The following is a 21,148-nucleotide window of genomic DNA, read 5'->3' on the forward strand; positions in this document are numbered from 1 at the left end:
ACCCCCAGCGTGGCGGGGTCGAGCCAGTGTCGCCTCTCCGACAGGGCTGCGCCGGGGACCGGTCAGGTGCGGACCTGGCCGTCGCCGTCGACGAGCCACTTCGTCGTCGTCAGCTCGGGCAGCGCCATCGGCCCCCGGGCGTGCAGCTTCTGCGTCGAGATCCCGATCTCGGCGCCGAAGCCGAACTCGCCGCCGTCGGTGAACCGGCTGCTGGCGTTGACGACGACGACGGCCGCGTCCACCTCGGCCTGGAACCGCCGGGCGACGCCGCGGTCGCGGGTGACGACGACCTCGGTGTGCTGGGTGCCGTGGGTGCGGATGTGCGTCAGCGCCGCGTCGAGGTCGGGCACGACGCGCACGCCGAGGTCGAGGGAGTACCACTCGCGGGTGAAGTCGCCGTCCTGGGCGGGCAGCACGGCCGCCCCTGCGGCGTCGGCGAACTCGAGGACCTCGGGCCCGGCGTGGACGGTGACGCCGGCCCCGCCGAGGGCGGCGAGCACCTTCGGCAGGAAGGCCTCGGCGACCCGCTCGTGGACGAGCAGCGTCTCGGCGGCGTTGCAGACGCTGGGCCGCTGCGCCTTGGAGTTGAGGACGATCGCGGTGGCCTGGTCGAGGTCGGCTGCCTCGTCGACGTACACGTGGTTGACGCCCGTGCCGGTCTCGATGACCGGGACGGTCGACTCGCGCACGACGGTGGCGATGAGGTCGGCGCCGCCGCGCGGGATGACGAGGTCGACGAGGCCGCGGGCGGTCATCAGCGCGCGGGCGGCGTCGCGGCCGCCGTCGTCGAGCGAGGCGACGGCGTGCTCGTCGAGCCCCTGCCCGCGCAGGGCGGTCCGGATCGCCGCGACGAGGACGCGGTTGCTCGACGCGGCCGCCGAGCCGCCGCGCAGCAGGACGGCGTTGCCGCTCTTGAGCGCGAGCGCGGCGGCGTCGACGGTGACGTTGGGGCGCGCCTCGTAGATCATCCCGACGACGCCCATGGGGACGCGGACCTGGCGGATCTGCAGGCCGTTGGCGAGGGTCGAGCCGCGCACGACCTCCCCCACCGGGTCGGGCAGCGCGGCCACGTCGCGGACGGCCGCGGCGATGGCGGCGATCCGCTGCTCGTCGAGCAGCAGCCGGTCGAGCAGCCCGGCGGCCAGGCCGCGCTCGCGGCCGCGGGCGAGGTCCTCGGCGTTGCCGGCGACGATGTCCGGCGTCGCGGCGACGAGGGCGTCGGCGACGGCGTGCAGCAGCTCGTCCTTGCGGGCCCGGGTCAGCAGGGCCAGGCCGCGCGACGCCGTACGGGCGGCGGTCGCGACCTGCGCGACGTGGGCGACGACCGCGGGGTCGATGGGCGCGACCGGCTCGACGGGGCGCGCGGCGGGGGTGTCGGCCATACCTCGCAGGGTACGGCGGCGCCGCGGCGCGCCCCACGCCCTTTCCGAGCGGCGGGACGCGGCCCGTCAGCCGGCGCGCGGGTCGTCGAGGACCTCGCGCCAGCTGTGCTGGGGCTCGAAGCCGACGAGCCGGCGGGCCTTGTCGATGGAGTAGAACGTGTCGTCGCGGCCCAGCTCCTTGCGGACCTCGACGCCGTCGTAGAACCGCTCGACGACCTCGCTGGTCGTCGCGGCGACGGACATGTCCGCGTTGGCGACGTTGAAGACCTCGTACCCCAGACCGTCGGTGAGCAGGCAGCGCTGGACCATGAGGCCGAGGTCGCGCACGTCGATGTAGGCGAAGATGTTGCGGCGGCGCGTGGCGGGGTCCTGCAGGTAGGCGGGGAACTTCTGCTCGTACTCGTGCGGCTCGATGACGTTGTTGATCCGCAGCCCGTAGACGTCGCGGCCGGTGCGCGACTGGATCCCGCGGGCGGTGACCTCGCCCGAGACCTTGGACTGGGCGTAGGCGTCCTCGGGGACCGTCGGGTGCTCCTCGTCGACGGGGACGTAGAGCGGCTTGCGCTCGCCCTGGGCGAAGCAGACGCCGTACGTCGTCTCGGAGGAGGCGAAGACCACCTTGGGGATGCCGAGGCGGGCGGCCGCTTCGAGGACGTTGAAGGTGCTGACGACGTTGGTGGCGTAGGTGCGGGTGTCGGCCATCTTGAGGATGGCGGGGATCGCGGCGAAGTGGACGACGGCGTCGTACGACGGCTTCTCGGGCAGGTCGAGCTCGTCGCCGTTGGCGAGGCCGGCGAGCGCGGAGTACGTCTCCCCCGCGTCGGTGAGGTCGACGGTGAGGTCCTGGACTCCCGTGTGGCCGAGCGGGACGAGGTCGGCGTTGGTGACCTGGTGGCCCTGGGCGGCGAGGTACGGGGCGACGTGGCGACCGGCCTTGCCGCTGCCTCCGGTGAAGAAGATGCGCATGGCGGGGCCTTACCCGCGCACCGGCTCCGTGACCCGTTCGAGGACCCGCAGCGAGCCGGTGACCGAGCGCTCGACGAAGCCGTCCTGCAGCGCGCGCAGGTAGAGGTGGTACGGCGCCTGGCCCCCGTCGGCGGGGTCGGGGAAGACGTCGTGGACGAGCAGGGTGCCGCCGACGCGGACGTGGTGGGCCCAGCCGTCGAAGTCGGCGCGGGCCGACTCCTCGGTGTGGCTGCCGTCGACGAAGAGCAGGTCGAGGGAGGTCGCCCACCACGCGGCCACCTGGCTCGAGGTGCCGACGAGCACCGTGACGACGTCGTCGAGGCCGGCGCGGCGCAGGGTGCGGCGCAGGTGCGGGAGGGTGTCGATCCTCCCGGTCTCGGGGTCGACGAGGGAGGTGTCGTGGTACTCCCAGCCGGGCTGGTGCTCCTCCGAGCCGCGGTGGTGGTCGAGGGTGACGAGCGCGGCGCCGGCCTGCCGGGCGGCGTCGCCGAGCCAGACGGTCGAGCGGCCGCAGTACGACCCGATCTCCAACCCCACCCGCTGCGTCCGCACCGAGGGGGCACCGGTGCGGTCGCGGTGCGGACGCAGGGCGTGGGAGGCGGCGGCGTGCAGCGCCTCCCCCTCGTCGTCCGGCATGAAGCCGGGGACGTCGTCGAGCAGTCTCACGAGGCCAGCCGGCAGCGGCACGGGGTCTCCTTCTCGCTCCGGTACGGCGCCGCGTGGTGGGCTTCGCGGGCCGCGTCGCGGAAGAGCCCGCCCGCGGCGGTGGCCCCGGCGAGGGCGTCGGCGGCGAGCAGCACGGTGGCGGCGGTCCACGTCGTCCGCTCGACGGGCCAGCGCTTGCCGTCGGCGTGGACGAGGCCGGTCCAGTAGGAGCCGTCCTCGTCGCGCAGGTGCTGCAGGTCGCGCAGGACGGCGGCGGCGCGGGCGGGTCGGCCGGCGGCGTCGAGGGCGAGGGCGAGCTCGGCGCTCTCGCCGCCGGTGACCCACGGGTGGTCGCTGACGCAGCGGACGCCGAGGCCGGGCTCGACGAACTCGGCCCAGCGGGCGTCGAGGTGGGCGGCCGCGCGGGCGCCGGTCAGGGCCCCCGTGAGGACCGGGTAGTACCAGTCCATCGCGTGGGTCGGCTTGGGAGAGAACGCCTCCGGGTGGTCGGCGACGGCGTGGGCGAGCCGGCGCGCCGCGCGGAGCCAGCCCGGGTGCGGGTCGCGGACGAGCTCGCCGAGGGTGGCGCTGTGCCGCAGGCTGAGGGCCGTGCTGGCCGACGCGGTGAGCAGCGCGTCGTCGACCGGGCCGCCCGCGCCGACCGCCCACGGGACGGTGCCGTCGTCCCGCTGGTGCGCCACGACGAGGTCGAGCGCGGCCCGCACCGCCGGCCACGTCTCGTCGACGAGACGCCGGTCGCCGGTCGCGAGGTGGTGGTGGCGCACCCCGGTGGCGAGGTAGGCGCCGAAGCCGAGGTCGGCGTGGGGGTCGAGCACGGTGGTGGCGTCCGGGCCGCCGTACGCCATCGGCCAGGTGCCGTCGCGGCGTTGCGCGCCCGCCGACCAGCGCAGCGCGGCGGCCGCCTCGTCGCGTCGGCCGGCGGCGGTGAGGCCCATCGCGGCCTGCACGTGGTCCCACGGGTCGAGCCGGCCGCCGGGGTACCACGGGATCGCTCCGCCGGGCGTCTGCGCGCGAGCGATCGCGTCGGCGGTGCGCGCGGTCTGGGCGGCGGTGAGGACGCCGGGGACCTCGAGGGGCCGCACGGGTCAGGCCGGCTTCTCGAAGTACAGCGCGACGCTCTTGCCGAGGACCGGGTTCAGCGCGCGCTCGGTGACGCGGGTGACGGCCGGGCCGGACATGAGGTCCCAGACCAGCATCCGGTGGTAGGCGCGGACGGCCGGGTGCTCGTCGTCGTGGACGCCGACGGCGCACTTGAGCCACCAGTACGGCGCGTGCAGGGCGTGCGCGTGGTGCCGATGGACCAGGAGCAGCCCGGTCGCCTCGATCGTGCGGACGAGGTCGCTCGCCCGGTAGACGCGTACGTGCCCGCCCTCGTTGGCGTGGTACTCGTCGGACAGCGCCCAGCACACTCGCTCGGGCCACCAGCGCGGGACGGTGACGGCGAGCATCCCCCCGGGCGCGAGGATGCGGACGAGCTCGGCGACCGCGGCGGCGTCCTGCGGGACGTGCTCGAGGATCTCGGACGCGAGGACGACGTCGTACGACGCGTCGTCGAAGGGCATCGCGAGGACGTCGCCGACGACGACCTCCCCGGTGCCGCCGGGCGGCACCTGGCCCTCGAGCTCCATGGCGGCGAACATCCCCTTGACGCCGTCGAGCTCGCCCTCGTCGAGGTCGTACGCCGTCACGTGCGCGCCCCGGCGCAGCGCCTCGTAGGAGTGCCGGCCCGCGCCCGCGCCGACGTCGGCGAAGCGGGTGCCGTGGCCGACCCGCAGGCGGTCGTAGTCGACGGTCAGCACGACGAGCTCCCTTGTGGCGCAGCGGTTCTGGAGGAGGGGCTGGTGTGCAGGGCGCGCTCCTCCTCGTAGGCGGCGACGGTCCGGCGGGCGACCGAGACCCAGCTGAACCGGTCCTCGGCCCGGGCGCGGGCGGCAGCGCCGAGCCGGGCGCGCTCGGCGTCGTCGTCGAGCAGGTCGCGGACGGCCGCGGCGATCGCCTCCGCGTCACCGGGCGGGACGAGGACGCCGGCGTCGCCGAGGACCTCGGGCAGCGCGCCGGCGTCGGAGGCGACCACCGGGGTGCCGCAGGCCATCGCCTCGACGGTCGGGAGGGAGAAGCCTTCGTACAGGCTCGCGACGACGGCGAGCTGCGCCGACGCGAGCAGGCCGGCGAGGGCCTCGTCGGTGATCCCGGTGTGGACGGTGACGGCGTCCTCGAGCCCGAGCTCGGCGATGCGGCGGCGGGCGGGCCCGCCGTCCTCGAGCCGGCCGACGAGGTCGAGGGTGACGTCGCGCTCGGCGCGCAGCTTGGCCACGGCGTCGAGCAGGTGGCTGACGCCCTTGAGCGGCTGGTCGGCGCTGCTCGCGACGGCGACGAGCCGGCCCGCCGTGCGCGGGCCGGCGGACGGGGCGAAGAGGTCGGTGTCGACGCCGAGCGGGACGACCTGGACCGTGCCCGGCCGCAGCCGGAAGTCGCGCTCGGTGTCGTCGGCGGCCGCGCGGGAGACGCCGAGCAGGACCGGCAGGCGGCGGGTGACGGCGGCCTGCATGGGGACGAAGGCGTACCAGCGGCGCAGCTGGACCCGCCGCCCCCGGGTGGGAGCGGCGGCGAGCTCGAGGGCCAGGTCGCGGCTGATCGGGTGGTGCACGGTCGCGACGAGCGGGATCCCGGCGCGGCGCAGCGCGGGCAGGCCCCAGCCGAGGGTCTGGTTGTCGTGGACGACGTCAGGACGCTGCTCGGCCGGACGGTCGCGCAGCAGCCGGCCGACGCGGAGCGAGAACGCGAGCGGTTCGGCGAAGCAGCCGGTGAGCATGGTGAGCCACTCGAGGACGTCGTACCGGGTCCGCAGCTCGGAGGGTCGCGGCGTGCGGAACGGGTCCGGCTCGCGGTAGAGGTCGAGGCTGGGGACCCGGGTCAGGCGCACCCGCGGGTCGAGGAAGTCGGGGTACGGCGGCCCGGACAGCACCTCGACGTCGTGCCCGAGGTCGACGAGGGCGCCCGAGAGGTGGCGGACGTAGACCCCCTGGCCGCCGCAGTGCTCCGCGCTCCGGTAGGACAGCAGGGCGACCCGCACGCGGACCCCTCCTCCCCGTGCACCGGCCCGGTCCGGCCGTTACCGGTGGGTAGCCCTGATCCAACCACGGGCGACCTACTCGAATCGGATTCGGTCCGCTCGGCTCGGGTCGTGACGGGAGCCGAGTGGGCCGACTCCGATTCGGGTCGGCTCCCCGGGCGGACTTGACGCAGCGTCGAGCCGCTTGACGCGGGGTGCACCCTGCGTCAAGCGGCATGACGCTGCGTCAAGTCCCCCGCAGCGCAGCATGACGCTGCGTCGAGCACGCCCGAGCCCGTACGACGTCGCGCGCTACAGCAGGACGAGGTCGTCGCGGTGGACGACCTCCCGCTCGTACTGCTGACCGAGGTCGCGGGCGAGGGCCTTGGTGGAGCGGCCGAGCATCGGCGGCAGCTCGTCGGAGGCGTAGTTGACCAGGCCGCGGGCGACGGCGCGGCCGTCGGCGTCGACGAGGTCGACCGGGTCGCCCTCGCCGAACGAGCCCTCGACGGCCGTGATGCCCGCCGGCAGCAGCGACTTGCGGCGGCCCACGACCGCACCGACGGCGCCGTCGTCGAGGACCAGCCGGCCGCGCGGGGTCGTCGCGTGCGCCAGCCACAGCAGCCGCGACGGCCGGGGCGAGCCGGTCGGGAGGAACACCGTGCCGACCTCGTCGCCGGCCAGGGCCTCCCCCGCCTTCTCGGCGGACGTCAGCACCGTCGTGATGCCGGCCGCCGTCGCGATGCCGGCGGCCTCGATCTTCGTCGTCATGCCGCCGGTGCCGACCTTCGAGCCCGACCCCTTGACGACGACGCCGTCGAGGTCGGCCGGTCCGGCGACGACCTCCAGCCGCCGCGCGCCCGGCCGCGAGGGCGGGCCGTCGTACAGCGCGTCGACGTCGGAGAGGAGCACGAGCGCGTCGGCGTGCACGAGGTGGGCGACGAGCGCGGCCAGTCGGTCGTTGTCGCCGAAGCGGATCTCGTGGGTCGCGACGGTGTCGTTCTCGTTGACGACCGGCACGGTCCCGAGGTCGAGCAGCCGGTCGAGGGTGCGCCGGGCGTTGGCGTAGTGCGCGCGCCGCGTGACGTCGTCCGCGGTGAGCAGCACCTGCCCCACGGTCAGCCCGTGCCCGCCGAACGCGGACTGGTACGCCGCCACGAGCGCCCCCTGCCCGACGCTGGCCGCCGCCTGCTGCGTGGCGAGGTCACGCGGGCGCGTCGCCAGCCCCAGCGGACCCAGCCCGGCGGCGATGGCCCCCGACGAGACGAGCACGACCGAGGTCCCGGCCAGCCGCCGCGCCGCGACGGCGTCGACGAGCGCCACCAGCCGGGCGGCGTCGATCCGGCCGTCCGGGCCGGTCAGCGACGACGAGCCGACCTTGACGACGACCCGCCGGGCCGCGACGACCGCGTCGCGCACCGCTCAGTCCTCGTCGTCGCCGCGCGCCGTGGCCCAGTGACCGGCGCGGCGCTCGGCCTCGAGCTCGGCCTGGGTGGCCTGCCGGGCGACGTAGCGGTCGCGGGCGGCCTCGCGCTTCTCCCGGGCCGTACGACGCTCGTTGGGGTCGACCCGCAGGTCGCTCCCGCGGGGGCCGAGCAGCTCCGCCCCCGCGGCCATCGTCGGCTCCCAGTCGAAGACGACGGCGTCGTCGGCCGCGCCGATGAGGACGGTGTCACCGGCGACGGCGCCCGCCTTGACGAGCGCGTCCTCGATGCCGAGCCGGTTGAGCCGGTCGGCGAGGTAGCCGACGGCCTCGTCGTTGGAGAAGTCGGTCTGGCGGACCCAGCGGGTCGGGCGCTCGCCGACGACGCGGTACGCGACCCCGTCGCCCACCTGCTCCTTGCGGATGACGAAGCCGGAGTCGTCGACCGCGCGGGGGCGCAGGACGATCCGGCGCGGCGCGACCTCGGGGGCCTCGGCCCGGGCCTGGGCGACGAGCCGGGCGAGGGCGAAGGACAGCTCGCGCAGCCCGGTGCGGGCGACGGCGGAGACGACGTGGACCTCGAGCCCGCGCGCCTCGAGGTCGGGGCGGACCATCTCGGCCAGCTCCTGTGCCTCGGGCACGTCGGCCTTGTTGAGGACGACGACGCGGGTGCGCTCGGCGAGCGGCCGACCACCGAGGTCGGCGTCGGGGACGTAGAGCGACAGCTCGTTCTCGATGACGTCGAGGTCGGTCATCGGGTCCCGGCCCGGCTCGAGGGTCGCGCAGTCGACGACGTGGACGAGGACCGAGCAGCGCTCGACGTGGCGCAGGAACTCCAGTCCCAGCCCGCGCCCCTCGTGGGCGCCGGGGATGAGCCCGGGGACGTCGGCGACCGTGTAGCGCTCGTCGCCGGCGGTGACGACGCCGAGGTTCGGCACCAGCGTGGTGAAGGGGTAGTCGGCGATCTTCGGCCGGGCGGCGGACAGCACCGACACGAGGGAGGACTTGCCCGCCGAGGGGAAGCCGATGAGCGCGACGTCGGCGAGCGACTTCAGCTCGAGAGTGACGTCGAGGACGTCGCCGGGCTCGCCGAGGAGGGCGAAGCCGGGCGCCTTGCGGCGCGGCGACGACAGCGCCTTGTTGCCGAGGCCTCCGCGGCCACCGCGGGCGATGACGTGCTCGCTGCCCTCACCGACGAGGTCGACGACGATCCGGCCGTCGGCGTCCTTGACGACGGTGCCGTCGGGCACCGGCAGGACGAGGTCCTCGCCGTCGGCGCCGTTGCGCTCGTCGCCGGCGCCGGGCTTGCCGTTGGGCGCGGAGCGGTGCGGGTGGCGGTGGTAGTCCAGCAGCGTCGTCGACTGCGCGTCGACGCGCAGGACGACCGAGCCACCGCGGCCGCCGTTGCCGCCGTCGGGCCCGCCCAGCGGCTTGAACTTCTCGCGCCGCACCGAGGCGACGCCGTGCCCGCCGTCACCCGCGCTCACGTGGAGGACGACGCGGTCCACGAAGGTGGTGGCCATGTGTCTGCTCCTGCGGTCGGGGGGCGGGTCGCCGTACGGCGTCCTGCGGGTCGTGCTGAGGGGGTGGCTCCCGGTCTCCCGGGACGCCGCGACGGGGCGGGCCGTGTCGGCCCGCCCCGTCGCGTGATGCTGCGTGGTCTCGCTCGCGCGAGGTGGTGTGCGGTGAGGCTCAGGCCTCGACCGGCTCGGCCACCTGCGGCTGCTCGATGTTGACGGTCTTGCGGCCGCGCTTGGAGCCGAACTTCACGGCGCCGGCGACGAGCGCGAACAGCGTGTCGTCCTTGCCGCGGCCGACACCCTCGCCGGGGTGGAAGTGCGTGCCGCGCTGGCGGACGATGATCTCGCCGGCCTTGACGACCTGGCCGCCGAACCGCTTGACGCCGAGGTACTGGGCGTTGGAGTCACGACCGTTGCGGGTCGAGGACGCACCCTTCTTGTGTGCCATGTCTTAGTGCCTGCCTTCGTGACGGGATGGAGAGGGGGAGCCTCAGGCCTCGATGGCCGTGACCTTGACCTGGGTCAGGTGCTGGCGGTGACCCTGGCGCTTGCGGTAGCCGGTCTTGTTCTTGAACTTGAGGATCGTGATCTTCGGGCCCTTGGCGGGCTTGACGACCTCGGCGGTGACCTTGGCCTTGGCCAGCGCGGACGAGTCGGTGGTCACGACGCCCCCGTCGACGAGGAGCAGCGGCGTGAGGTCGACGCTGTCTCCGGCGGCACCGGGCACCTTGTCGATGAGGAGGACGTCACCCACGGAGACCTTCTCCTGGCGTCCACCTGCGCGAACGATCGCGTACACGTCGAGCTCACTCTCTCCAGTCGGTCGCCGTGAAGCGGCCGGTGTTGTCATGGTGGTGCACGCTCTCGTGGACCGTCACGTAGCGCCGGCTCCGGCATCCGCTCGACGTCTCAGGGAGGCGTCGGGCAGGCCGCGAGGACCGGGGCACAGATCGGTGGGCGCACCGAGGGTCAAGAGTACCGGGACCGGTCGCGTGCGACCAAACCGGCGAGGTCACGACGACGTCTCCGCACCGTCCGTCGGCGCCGGCGGCCCGGCCGGGGCGACGACCCGTCCCCGGCGACGACGTGCGCGGGGCTGGGGCTCGGGCTGGGGCTCCGGCTCCGGTGCGGCCGCGGTCTCGACGACCTCGGCGGTCTCGGGGGCCTCGGGAGCCTCGGGAGCCTCGGGCGCCTCGGGAGCCTCGGGGGCCTCGGCCGTCGTGTCGGCCGCCTCGAGCACCTCGGCCACGGCCTGCTCGACCGCGGCGGTCAGCTCGGCGTCGGCGTGGTCGCCGGCGTCGACCGACCCCGCCCCGTCGTCCGGCACTCCCCCGGTCGCCTTGAGGGCGGCGGCGTGCGCCGCGGCGGCGATCTGCGCGGGCGTGGGTCCGCCGGCGGCCTTGGCCGGCTCGGGCGCCGGCTCCTTGCGGCGCGAGCGCGACGAGCGGCTCGTCGTACCGCCGCCGTTGCCGTTGCCCCCGTTGCCGCCGTTGTTGCCGTTGCCGCCGTTCGCGGACCCGCCCTGACCGTGCTGGTGGCCGTCGTGGTCCCCGGAGTGGCCGCGGTCGACGGGCTCGGTGTGGACGATGATGCCGCGCCCGTGGCAGGCGTCGCACGGCTCGGAGAAGACCTCGATGAGCCCCGACCCGACCCGCTTGCGGGTCATCTGGACCAGGCCGAGCGAGGTGACCTCGGCGACCTGGTGCTTGGTCCGGTCGCGCCCGAGGCACTCGAGCAGCCGGCGCACGACGAGATCGCGGTTGGCCTCGAGGACCATGTCGATGAAGTCGACGACGATGATGCCGCCGATGTCGCGCAGCCGGAGCTGGCGGACGATCTCCTCCGCGGCCTCGATGTTGTTCTTGGTGACCGTCTCCTCGAGGTTGCCCCCGGACCCGACGAACTTGCCGGTGTTGACGTCGACGACGGTCATCGCCTCGGTGCGGTCGATGACGAGCGACCCGCCGGACGGCAGCCAGACCTTGCGGTCCATCGCCTTGGCCAGCTGCTCGTCGACGCGGTGGTGCGTGAAGAGATCCTGCTCCCCCGTCCACCGGGTGACCCGGTCGGCGAGGTCGGGCGCGACGGAGCCGACGTAGTCGGACACCTCGTCCCACGCCTGCTGACCCGCGACGACGAGCGAGGTGAAGTCCTCGTTGAACACGTCGCGGATGACCCGGACGGTGAGGTCGGGCTCGCCGTGCAGGAGCAGCGGGGCGGAGCCGCCCTTGCCCTTGCCCCGGCCCTTGCCGTTCCCGGCGGCCTCGGCCTTGGCCTGGATCTCCTCCCAGGTGCGGGTGAGCCGCTCGACGTCGGCGCGCAGCTCCTCCTCGGAGGCGCCCTCGGCGGCGGTGCGCACGATGACGCCCGCCGAGTCCGGCACGACCTCCTTGAGGATCCGCTTGAGGCGCGCCCGCTCGGTGTCGGGCAGCTTGCGCGAGATCCCGGTCATCGAGCTGTCCGGCACGTAGACCAGGTAGCGGCCCGGCAGCGAGATCTGGGAGGTCAGGCGAGCGCCCTTGTGGCCGATCGGGTCCTTGGTCACCTGGACCAGGACGCTCTGGCCGGAGCTGAGCGCGTGCTCGATCCGCTTGGGCTGACCCGAGCCGAGCCCGGCGGCGTCCCAGTTCACCTCGCCGGCGTAGAGCACGGCGTTGCGGCCCTTGCCGATGTCGACGAAGGCGGCCTCCATCGACGGCAGGACGTTCTGGACGCGGCCGAGGTAGATGTTGCCGGCCATCGAGACGTTGGTCTCGCGCGAGATGTAGTGCTCGACGAGGACCCCGTCCTCGAGGACCCCGATCTGGGTGCGCGAGTCGCGCTCGCGGACGACCATGACCCGCTCGACGCTCTCGCGCCGGGCGAGGAACTCGGCCTCGGTGATGACCGTACGACGCCGCCCGGCCTCCCGGCCCTCGCGGCGGCGCTGCTTCTTCGCCTCGAGCCGGGTCGAGCCCTTGACGCCAATCACCTCGTCGCGCGCGGCGCGCGGCTCCCGGACCCGGGTGGTCACGCCTGGCTCGTCGGCCGCGGCGTCGCCCGCGCCCGAGCCACCGCGACGACGACGGCGGGTACGACGCCGGCTGCCGCCCGCGCCCTCGCCCGCCTCGTCGGAGGTCTCGTCGTCCGAGGCCTCGGCGGCGTCGCCGCCGGTCTGGTCCGCGGGCTCGGTCGCCGCCTGCGCAGCCGCCCCGGACGAGCGCGAACCGCGCCGGCGGCGGGAGCGGCCGGTGGTCGGCGCGGGCTCGCCCTCGCCGGCGTCGGCGGTGCCGGGGGTGCCGGGGGTGTCGGAGGCGTCGGAGGTGCCGGAGGCGTCGGCGCTGTCGGCGCTGTCGGCGCTGTCGGCGCCCGTGGCGGTCCGAGCAGTGGCGGTCGTCCCGCCGTCCGTCGAGCCGGGCTCGGTGTCGCCCTGGTCCGCGGCGTCGTCCGCGCCCTGGTCACCGGAGCCGCCACGCCCGCGGCGGCCCTTGCCGCCACGGCGGCGACGGCGCCGCGGCTGGTCGCCGCCGTCGTGGCCCTCGCTGTCGTCCTGGTCGTCCTGGTCGGCCTGCCCGGTGCCCTCGTCCGACGGGGCGGGCGCGCTCTGCGCGGAGTCCGCGGTGCCGGTGGTCGGCGCCGTGGCGGCGACCTCCTCCTCGGCGACGGGCGTCGGCTGGCTCACGGGCGAGGACGCCCGGCGGGAGCGGCGACGGGTCGGCGGGGCCTGGAAGACGACGCCCAGCGACGCGGCCGGCGCCTCGTCGGCGGTCGCCGACTCCTCGACGACCTCCGCGACCGGCTCATCGGCGAGCTCCTCGTCCGGCTCCTCGGGGGCGACCTGCGCCGCGACGTCGTCCGGGACGCCGGCCTCGAGGGTGGCGTCGGCGACGGTGGCCCAGTCCTGCTCCGCGGAGACGACCCCCGCGGCGGTCGTGGGCTCGGGCTGGGTCTCGGGCTGGGGCTCGGGAGCGGCCACCGGGGCGGTCGCCTTGCGGCTCGCGCGCTTGCGCGGCGTGCGCTTGGCGGCGGGCGCGGCCGCCTCGGCGGCCGGCTCGGCCGGGCTCTCGGCCGGGCTCTCGACCGGGCTCCCGACGAGGCTCTCGGCAGGGGCCTGGGCGGGTGCCTCGGCAGCGGCCGTGGCGGCGGCCGGGGCGGCGGCGGCCTTCTTCGCCGCCCGCTTGCGCGGGGCGGCCTTCTTCGCGGGCGCCTCGGCGCCGTCGGCCGCGGCGGCGGCCTTCTTGGTCGCCCGCTTGCGCGGGGCGGCCTTCTTGGCGGGCGCCTCGGCCTGCTCGGCGGGCGGCTGCCACTCCCCCGTCCAGAAGGTCTGCTCCCCGGTGTCGGGGGTTCCCTGCTGGTCCTGCGGGGTCTGCTCGTTCTCGGACGCCATCGGGCGATCCTCTCCGGCGCCACCCGGCGACGGACCCACACCGGGGGCCCGTGGGCCCCGTCCCTCTCCGTGCGTGCCGATCAGGTGCTCGTCCTGCGGCGGGTGCCGGGGACGGAAGTCGTGTGGTGCGGAGGGCCGGCTCGCGGAGTGCGCGGCACCGGTCAGCCGCCGACGGCCTCCTGCGTGGTGGCCAACGGGTCGGTCACCTCGTGGTGCGCGTCCAGCGGACCCTGGGCCAGTCGGGTCACCAGGGGTGACACCGGCGGCTGCAGGGCCGCGACGGTGCGCAGCGCGGTCAGCAGGTCGTCGGGCCGGACGACAGGTGTGGTGTGCCGTACGACCGCCGTCAGTATCGCACACGGCCCCTCACCGACCGGTAGGCCGACCACCGTGTCCCCACCCGCCGTGACGGCCTCCCGCGTCGTCACCTCGAGCCGGACGACGGCCGAGCGGACGTCGAAGGTGCGGTCCCCCGTCTTGACGCGCCGGGTGACGAGCACCTCGTCCCGCTCGAGCAGCCCCGCGACGGCGCTCTCGAGGTCGGCCGCGTCCAGCCCCGGGAAGGCGACGACCCAGTGGCTGGCCTGCAACCGGTCGGCGAGCGCGCCGGGGGCGGCCTCGACGACCCGGACGACGTCGAGGCCGGGCGGGAGCGCCTCGTCGAGCGCCGCGCGCAGCGCCTCCGGGTCGACGCGCGCGGTGACCGCGATCTCGACGTACTCGGCCTCGCTGGCCGTCCCGGTCGGCGCCGCGTTGGCGTAGCTGATCCGCGGGTGCGGGTGGAAGCCGGCGCTGAAGGCCATCGGCACCCCGGCCCGGCGCAGCGCCCGCTCGAGGGCGCGCTGGAAGTCGCGGGTGGAGGAGAATCGCAGCCGGCCGCGCTTGGCGTAGCGGATCCGCAGCTTCTGGACGGCCGGCTCGGGCGCCGGTCCTTCGGGGACGCGCTGTCGAGCCATGGCGGCAGCGTACGGCGCCCCGCGGTGGCGCACGCCGGGCCCCCGCGTGCAACGGCGGGCGGTCGGGGACGCGTTCGGCACCCATGGCGCTCACAGGTTGTTACCGTCTCCCATCCGCTCGGGGGCGACGGCCTCACCGCGCCGCCCGGGACCCGCCGAACGACGAGGCGCCCCGTGACCCTTCCTGTCCCTGCTCGCCCGCACCGCCGCGGACGACGTCGCACCCCCCTGCTCGCCGGTCTGCTCGGCGCGCTCGTCGCCGCCGCCCTGCTCGGGACCACCCCCGCCTCGGCGGCCCCCGCCGCCCCCGCGGACACGACGGCGGCCGCCTGCGGCACCGCCACGGGCCAGGCCACCGTCAAGCACGTCGTGTGGGTCGTGTTCGAGAACAAGAGCCTCGACATCTTCCAGAAGGCCCCGGCGACGTCCGCGCCGTACCTCTCGCGCCTCACCGCCCGCTGCGGCAGCGCGAGCGCGTACTCGGCGACGCCGTACTACGGCGCCAAGCTGGCGATGACGAGCGGCTCGACCTGGGGCAGCACCGGCGACGTCGTCCGGGTGCCGGGCCCCGACCTGTTCAGCCAGCTCGGCGCCGACTGGACCGTCTACATGGGCGACATGCCCGGCGCCTGCGGCCGCAAGGACACGACGACCTACTTCGCGCGGCACAACCCCGCCCTCTGGTACGACGACAACCGCTCGGCCTGCCTGCGCCGCGACCTGCCGCTGCCGGCGGACCCGAGCCAGCTCGACCTCAGCCAGTCGTTCACCTGGGTCGAGGCGAACGTCCCCGACTCCGGCCACGGCTGCAGCACCCGCACCCTGTGCCCGACCAGCCAGCAGAAGCGGCTCGCCCTCAGCGACGCCTGGGCCAGGACGTGGGTCGAGGGGATCCTCGACTCCCCCGCCTACGCCGCCGGGGACATGGCCGTCTTCGTCGTGTGGGACCAGGCCGGGGCGAACCAGGCGATCGCGCCGTTCATCGTCGCCTCGCCGTGGACGACGCCCGGCTACGTCTCGACGACGGCGTTCAACCACTACTCCCTGCTGCGCGGGACCCAGGACCTGCTCGGTCTGCCGCGGCTGCAGAACGCCGCGACCGTCACGACGTCGGTCGCGAAGGACTTCGGCCTGGGCTGAGCCGGCGCCGGCTCAGATGTTCGTGACCTCCTCGGACCCGCCGCGGACCTCGAGGTCGTCGAAGACGGCCGGCGGCTCGCGCCACAGGTCGGGCAGGGTGCCGTCGCCGGCGCGTCGTACGGCCTCGACGACCCGCTGGGGGGTCAGCGGCATGTCGACGTGGCGCACCCCGAGGTGGCTGAGCGCGTCGACGACGGCGTTGTGCACGGCCGGGGTCGAGCCGACCGTCGCCGACTCGCCGATCCCCTTGGCCCCCAACGGGTTGAGGTGGGTCGGCGTCTCGGTGTTGGCCGTCTCGAAGCTCGGCACCTCGGTCGCCGCGGGGATCCCGTAGTCGGCGAACGTCGCCGTCACCGGCTGGCCGGCGTCGTCGTAGCAGAACTCCTCCCACAGCGCCTGGGACATGCCCTGGGCGATGCCGCCGTGCTGCTGGCCCTCGACGAGGAGCGGGTTGAGGATCCGGCCGCAGTCGTCGACCGCGACGTGCCGGGTCGGGGTGACCAGGCCGGTCTCGGTGTCGACCTCGACGACGCTGACGTGCGCGCCGAAGGGGAACGTCGCGTTCTCCGGGGTGAAGTCGTGGTCGGCGCGCAGCGGCTCGCCGTCCTCGCGCGAGCGCGCGGCGACCTCGCCCCAGCCGATGCTCGGCGTCGGCACGCCGGCCACGTGGAAGCGGCCCTCCTCGAGCCGGACGTCGTCGACCGACGCCTCGAGCATCCGGGCGGCGACCTCGCGGGCGAGGGCGACGACGTCGTCGGCCGCGCCGGCGACGGCGCTGCCGCCGATCTGCAGCGAGCGCGAGCCGCCCGTGCCGCCGCCGCGCGGGACGAGCGCGGTGTCGGACTGCTCGAAGCGCACCTGCTCGAGCGGGACGCCGAGCTTGTCGGCGACGATCATCGAGAACGCCGTCGCGTGGCCCTGGCCGTGGCTCGACGTGCCGGCTCGCACGGTGACCGTCCCGTCGTCGGCGACCTCGACCATGCCGATCTCGCTCGACCCGCCGCCGGTGATCTCGGCGTAGACCGACAGCCCGATCCCCAGCTGGCGCACGTCGCCGCGCTCCCGGCGGGCCGCCTGCTCGACGCGCAGGTCGTCGTACCCGGCCAGCTGGAGGGCCTTGGTGAGCGGGGCGTCGTAGTCGCCGTTGTCGTAGGTCATCCCGGCGAGCGTCGTGAAGGGGAAGGCGTCGGGCTCGATGAAGTTGCGCCGGCGCAGCTCGGCCGGGTCGATCCCGGTCTCGTCGGCGGCGAGGTCCACGAGGCGCTCGAGCATCTCGGCGGCCTCGGGGCGCCCGGCGCCGCGGAAGGCCCCGACCGGCGTGGTGTTGGTGAGGACGGCGACGCCGGCGTAGTCGAGCTTGCCGACCCGGTAGACGCCCGGCGCCATGATGTACGTCGTGCTGTAGGCGAACGACCCGCCGAAGCCGGCGTAGGCGCCGCAGTCGCCGAGGACGCGGCAGCGCAGGCCGAGGAAGTGCCCCTCCTCGTCGAGGCCGAGCTCGAGGTAGTCGACCTGGCCGCGGCCCTGCATCGAGAGCATCGCCTCGGAGCGGGTCTCCACCCACTTGACCGGTCGGCCGAGGTGGCGGGCGGCGGCGATGGCGACGTAGTGCTCGGGCCCGACCGCGGCCTTGCCTCCGAAGGCCCCGCCGACGTGGGGGGCGATGACGCGGACCCGCGCCGACTCCAGGCCGAAGGTCTTGCGCACGAGGGTGCGGGCCAGGTGCGGCATCTGGGTGGCGACGTGGACCGTGAGGTCGTACTCGTCCTCGGGCGACCCGGGGACGGCGAGGACGGCGTTGCCCTCCATCGGGGCGACGGCGAGCCGGTTGTTGACCATCCGCAGCCGCACGACGTGCGCGGCGCCGGCGAGGACGTCGTCCTGGTCGGGCGAGCGGTCGCCGCCGGCGATGTTGCGCGGCGCCTCGTCGAACTGCAGGGGCGCCTCGTCGGCGACGGCCGCCTCGACGTCGACGACGACCGGCAGCTCCTCGTAGTCGACGTCGACGAGCTCGGCGGCGTCGACGGCCTGCGCGCGGGTCTCGGCGACGACCACGGCGACGGGCTCCCCGACGAACCGGACCCGGTCGGTCGCCAGCGGCTGGCGCTGCAGGTCGCCGTTGGCGGTGGCGAAGGGGATGACGGGGCCGAGGTCGAGGTCGGCGCCGGTGAGGACGGCGTGCACCCCGGGGGCGCGTCGCGCCTCCTCGACGTCGATCCCGGTGATGCGCGCGTGGGCCAGGTAGCTGCGCACGAACACCGCGTGCAGCACCCCGTCCACCGTGCGGATGTCGTCGACGTAGGTGCTCCGCCCGGTGACGAGGTCGGGGTCCTCGACGCGACGGACGGCGTTGCCCAGCAGTGATCCGGCCATGCCCTGCACTCTAGGCACGCGGGTCAGCGCTGTGCGCGGTGGAGGCGCTCCTTCTCGTCCAGCTCGGCGGCCCGCTCGGGGGTGGGCGCGTCGCCGCCGAGCCGCGCCGGCAGGAAGACCCGCTCGGCGCCGGTGAGCGGCTCGTAGCGCTCCTGCGCGGCGTGCAGCATCCGGGTCATCACCTCGCGCACCCGCGCCGTCGCTGCGTCCGGGTCCTCGTCGGCACCGACGGGAACGGGGGCGCCGACGTCGATGCTGATGGGGGTGCCCGTCCGGCCGAGGCGCTTGGGGTGGTCCTTGGTCCAGACGCGTTGCGAGCCCCAGATGACGGTCGGCAGCAGCGGGACGCCGGCCTCCTTCGCCATCCGGGCGGCGCCGTTCTTGAACTCCTTGAGCTCGAAGGAGCGCGAGATCGTCGCCTCGGGGAAGACCCCGACGATCTCGCCGCGGCGCAGGGCCTCCACGGCGCTCTGGTACGACGCCGCGCCGGCGGACCGGTCGACGGGGATGTGCTTCATGGCGCGCATGAGCGGGCCGCTGACGCGGTGCCGGAAGACGCTGTCCTTGGCCATGAACCGCACCAGCCGGTGCGCCGGGACGGCGGCGAACCCGGCGTAGGTGAAGTCCATGTAGCCGGTGTGGTTGAGGACCATCACCGCGCCGCCGGTGCGCGGGACGTGCTCGGTCCCGGTGATGGTGAACTTCAGGCCCTCGGCGGCGAAGACGAGGCGCGCGAACCCGATGACCGCGCTGTAGACGGGCTCCATGGCGACAACCTAGTGGCCGTCCGGCTCCCCCGGCCCGGGGGTGTCGACGACCTTGCGCAGCAGGCGCACGAGGTCGGCGCGCTCGCCCGCGGTGAGGTGCCCGAAGAGCGCCTCGGCGTCGGCGCCGCGGGCCGCGTCGACCTCGGCGCCGACCTTCTCCCCCTCGGGCGTCGGGCGCACGAGCGTGGCCCGGCGGTCGGCCGGGTCGGCGACCCGCTCGAGCAGCCCGCGCTCGACGAGGCCGTCGACGACCTCGGTCGCCGACCTCGGCGCGATGCGCAGGTGCTCGGCGAGGTCGCCGAGCCGCAGGTCGCCGTACGACGTCACGACGCGCAGCGCCCGGGACTGGTGCGGGCTGAGGCCCCACGGGCTCAGGCCGTGGGCCCAGCGGCGCCGCAGGCGGCGGCTGACGGCGAGGACCAGGTCGTCGAGGCGCTCGGGGCGCAGCTGCGGCAGGTCTCGGGAATGCACGGGACGAGCCTACCGTTGCTGGGGTAGCCTCATAGTGAGGTAACCTCAGCATTAAACCCCAGTCCCCGACCGATGAGGAGGTGGTGCCCGTGACGAGCACCTTCACCGAACCCGTCCGGACCGCGTCGCGCCTCGGCGAGCGCGGTGGCTCCGGCCGCCTCGGTGGTGGCTCGAGCGGTGGCTCGGGCGGCGGGATGGGCGGGGGCCGGCCGGCCCGCCGCGTCGACCCCGCCGACCGCGCCCAGCTGGCCGAGTCCCCCGTCCCGTGGCCGCGCGTCGCGGCCCTCTTCGCGCCGCACCGCTGGTCGATCGCCGCGGTCATGGCGCTCATCGTCGCCTCGAGCGTCGTCGCGCTCGCGACCCCGTTCCTGCTGCGCACCGTCATCGACGACGCCCTCCCCCGGCGCGACACGCGGCTGCTGCTGCTCACCGTCGGCGGGATGCTCGCCGTCACCGTCGTCACCTCCGTCCTCGGGGTCCTGCAGACGTGGCGCTCGACCCTCGTCGGCCAGGCCGTCATGCACCGGCTGCGCACCGACGTCTTCGCGCACCTGCAGCGGCAGTCGCTCGACTTCTTCACCCGCACCCGCGGCGGCGAGGTGCAGTCGCGCCTGACCAACGACGTCGCCGGGATGCAGTCGGTCGTCACGTCCACCGCGACGTCGATCGCCTCCAACCTCACGACCGCGGTCGGCACCGCCGTCGCCATGGTCGCCCTCAGCTGGCGGTTGTCGCTGCTCTCGCTGCTCGTCCTGCCGCCGGCGATCTGGCTCTCGCGCCGGGTCGCCCTGCTGCGCCGGGACATCACCGCCAAGCAGCAGCGCCTGCTCGCCGACATGCTCACCCAGGTCGACGAGGGGCTGTCGGTCAGCGGCGTCCAGCTGAGCAAGTCCCTCGGCGCCGGGGAGCGGATGTCGGCGCGGTTCGCCACGACCTCGCGCGAGCTGGTCGACCTCGAGGTCGCCAGCCAGCTCGCCGGCCGGTGGCGGATGGCGACGATGTCGGTCGTCTTCGCGGCCATCCCGGCGCTGATCTACCTCGCCGCCGGCTTCCCCGCGACCTCCGGCGGGATGACCATCGGCACGCTCGTCGCCTTCACCGCCCTGCAGACCGGGATCTTCCGGCCGGTCATGGGGCTGCTGGACGTCGGGGTCTCCGTCGTCTCCTCGATGGCCCTCTTCAGCCGGATCTTCGGCTACCTCGACCTCGAGGCCTCGGTGCGCGAGCCGGAGCACCCGGTGGCGCTGGACCGCTCCGCCGTGCGCGGGGAGGTGCGGATCGAGGACGTCTCCTTCCGCTACCCCGGCGCCGAGCGGGACGCCCTCACCGGGGTCACCCTCACCGTGCCCGCGGGCGGGTCGCTCGCCCTCGTCGGCGAGACCGGGTCGGGCAAGACGACCCTCGCCTCGCTCGTCTCCCGGCTCGCCGACCCGAGTACCGGCCGGGTGCTGCTCGACGGGACCGACCTGCGCGACCTCGCGCTCGCGGACCTGTCCTCCGTCGTCGGGGCCGTGTCCCAGGACACCTACCTGCTGCACGCATCGGTCCGCGAGAACCTCCTGCACGCCAGGCCGGAGGCGAGCGACGACGAGCTGTGGTCGGTGCTCGAGGCGGCCCAGGTCGCCCGGCTGGTCCGCGGCCTGCCGGACGGGCTCGACACCGTCGTCGGGGCGCGCGGCATGCGCTTCTCCGGCGGTGAGAAGCAGCGGCTGGCCATCGCCCGCACCCTCCTGCGGGACCCACGCGTTCTCGTCCTCGACGAGGCCACGAGCGCGCTCGACAACGACACCGAGCGGGAGGTCCAGGCCGCCCTCGACGCCGCCGCCCGCGGTCGCACGACCGTGACCATCGCCCACCGCCTCTCCACCGTGCGGCACGCCGACACCATCGCCGTCCTCGACCACGGCCGCGTCGTCGAGCAGGGCTCCCACGAGGAGCTCCTCGCCCGCGGCGGCCGGTACGCCGCCCTCCTCGACGCCGCCGAGCTGCCCGGCGCCCCCGTCCCCGCCTGAGGCGGCGGGCGGGGCGCCGTACGGGGCGTCGTACGGGGCGTCGTACGGGGCGTC

Annotated in this window: 18 protein-coding genes; 3 read left to right on the top strand and 15 right to left on the bottom strand. The window is 75.1% G+C overall.

The window, feature by feature from the left end; genetic code table 11:
* Positions 1-62 precede the first annotated feature (62 nt).
* From FB458_RS00545 to obgE, 8 genes are all read right to left on the bottom strand, one after another.
* Positions 63-1,382 (bottom strand): glutamate-5-semialdehyde dehydrogenase, encoded by a 1,320-nt coding sequence (locus FB458_RS00545; RefSeq protein WP_141845834.1) that lies wholly within the window; start codon positions 1,380-1,382, stop codon positions 63-65.
* Positions 1,383-1,448: 66 nt separating this feature from the next.
* Positions 1,449-2,348: an NAD-dependent epimerase/dehydratase family protein gene (locus FB458_RS00550; RefSeq protein WP_141845836.1), complete on the bottom strand. Its 900-nt coding sequence runs from the start codon at positions 2,346-2,348 to the stop codon at positions 1,449-1,451.
* A gap of 9 nt (positions 2,349-2,357) precedes the next feature.
* Positions 2,358-3,035, bottom strand: a complete 678-nt coding sequence (locus FB458_RS00555) for a class I SAM-dependent methyltransferase (RefSeq protein WP_246060991.1) — start codon at positions 3,033-3,035, stop codon at positions 2,358-2,360.
* Complete coding sequence (locus FB458_RS00560) at positions 3,011-4,096, bottom strand: glucosidase family protein (protein WP_211355884.1); 1,086 nt, start codon at positions 4,094-4,096, stop codon at positions 3,011-3,013. The genes FB458_RS00555 and FB458_RS00560 overlap by 25 nt, the downstream gene beginning before the upstream one ends.
* Before the next feature lie 3 nt (positions 4,097-4,099).
* Complete coding sequence (locus FB458_RS00565; protein ID WP_141845838.1) at positions 4,100-4,813, bottom strand: class I SAM-dependent methyltransferase; 714 nt, start codon at positions 4,811-4,813, stop codon at positions 4,100-4,102.
* A complete protein-coding gene (locus FB458_RS00570; RefSeq protein ID WP_141845840.1) occupies positions 4,807-6,087 on the bottom strand; it encodes a glycosyltransferase family 4 protein in 1,281 nt (426 codons plus the stop codon). The genes FB458_RS00565 and FB458_RS00570 overlap by 7 nt, the downstream gene beginning before the upstream one ends.
* 291 nt (positions 6,088-6,378) lie before the next feature.
* Positions 6,379-7,485 (bottom strand): glutamate 5-kinase, encoded by a 1,107-nt coding sequence (gene proB, locus FB458_RS00575; RefSeq protein ID WP_141845842.1) that lies wholly within the window; start codon positions 7,483-7,485, stop codon positions 6,379-6,381.
* A 3-nt stretch (positions 7,486-7,488) separates the two neighbouring features.
* Complete coding sequence (obgE, locus tag FB458_RS00580; RefSeq protein ID WP_141845845.1) at positions 7,489-9,012, bottom strand: GTPase ObgE; 1,524 nt, start codon at positions 9,010-9,012, stop codon at positions 7,489-7,491.
* Between obgE and FB458_RS22000 the strand changes: the two genes are divergently transcribed.
* Positions 9,011-9,139: a hypothetical protein gene (locus FB458_RS22000; protein ID WP_281286071.1), complete on the top strand. Its 129-nt coding sequence runs from the start codon at positions 9,011-9,013 to the stop codon at positions 9,137-9,139. The two genes, obgE and FB458_RS22000, sit on opposite strands and share 2 nt — an antisense overlap.
* A gap of 42 nt (positions 9,140-9,181) precedes the next feature.
* Here FB458_RS22000 and rpmA read toward each other — a convergent pair whose 3' ends face one another.
* From rpmA to FB458_RS00600, 4 genes are all read right to left on the bottom strand, one after another.
* Positions 9,182-9,457 carry a 50S ribosomal protein L27 gene (gene rpmA / locus FB458_RS00585; protein WP_141845847.1) on the bottom strand — a complete coding sequence of 92 codons (276 nt, stop codon included), beginning with the start codon at positions 9,455-9,457 and terminating at the stop codon, positions 9,182-9,184.
* Positions 9,458-9,499: 42 nt separating this feature from the next.
* Positions 9,500-9,808: a 50S ribosomal protein L21 gene (rplU, locus tag FB458_RS00590; protein ID WP_141845850.1), complete on the bottom strand. Its 309-nt coding sequence runs from the start codon at positions 9,806-9,808 to the stop codon at positions 9,500-9,502.
* Between the two features lie 213 nt (positions 9,809-10,021).
* Positions 10,022-13,375: an Rne/Rng family ribonuclease gene (locus tag FB458_RS00595; RefSeq protein ID WP_141845852.1), complete on the bottom strand. Its 3,354-nt coding sequence runs from the start codon at positions 13,373-13,375 to the stop codon at positions 10,022-10,024.
* A gap of 161 nt (positions 13,376-13,536) precedes the next feature.
* On the bottom strand, positions 13,537-14,331 hold the full coding sequence (locus tag FB458_RS00600) for a TIGR03936 family radical SAM-associated protein (protein WP_141845854.1): 795 nt from the start codon (positions 14,329-14,331) through the stop codon (positions 13,537-13,539).
* Positions 14,332-14,505: 174 nt separating this feature from the next.
* Here FB458_RS00600 and FB458_RS00605 point away from each other — a divergent pair, with 174 nt between their 5' ends.
* Positions 14,506-15,471, top strand: a complete 966-nt coding sequence (locus FB458_RS00605) for an alkaline phosphatase family protein (RefSeq protein WP_141845856.1) — start codon at positions 14,506-14,508, stop codon at positions 15,469-15,471.
* Positions 15,472-15,483: 12 nt separating this feature from the next.
* Here FB458_RS00605 and FB458_RS00610 read toward each other — a convergent pair whose 3' ends face one another.
* The 3 genes from FB458_RS00610 to FB458_RS00620 are packed head-to-tail and all read right to left on the bottom strand — an operon-like array spanning position 15,484 to position 19,082.
* Positions 15,484-17,844: a xanthine dehydrogenase family protein molybdopterin-binding subunit gene (locus FB458_RS00610; protein WP_141845858.1), complete on the bottom strand. Its 2,361-nt coding sequence runs from the start codon at positions 17,842-17,844 to the stop codon at positions 15,484-15,486.
* Positions 17,845-17,867: 23 nt separating this feature from the next.
* Positions 17,868-18,611: a lysophospholipid acyltransferase family protein gene (locus FB458_RS00615; RefSeq protein WP_141845860.1), complete on the bottom strand. Its 744-nt coding sequence runs from the start codon at positions 18,609-18,611 to the stop codon at positions 17,868-17,870.
* Between the two features lie 9 nt (positions 18,612-18,620).
* Complete coding sequence (locus FB458_RS00620; RefSeq protein ID WP_246060992.1) at positions 18,621-19,082, bottom strand: MarR family winged helix-turn-helix transcriptional regulator; 462 nt, start codon at positions 19,080-19,082, stop codon at positions 18,621-18,623.
* Positions 19,083-19,276: 194 nt separating this feature from the next.
* On the opposite strand from FB458_RS00620, the gene FB458_RS00625 reads away from it, so the two are divergent.
* A complete protein-coding gene (locus FB458_RS00625; protein WP_141850235.1) occupies positions 19,277-21,094 on the top strand; it encodes an ABC transporter ATP-binding protein in 1,818 nt (605 codons plus the stop codon).
* Positions 21,095-21,148: the final 54 nt, after the last annotated feature.

This window comes from Lapillicoccus jejuensis (assembly GCF_006715055.1).
Taxonomy (GTDB): domain Bacteria; phylum Actinomycetota; class Actinomycetes; order Actinomycetales; family Dermatophilaceae; genus Lapillicoccus; species Lapillicoccus jejuensis.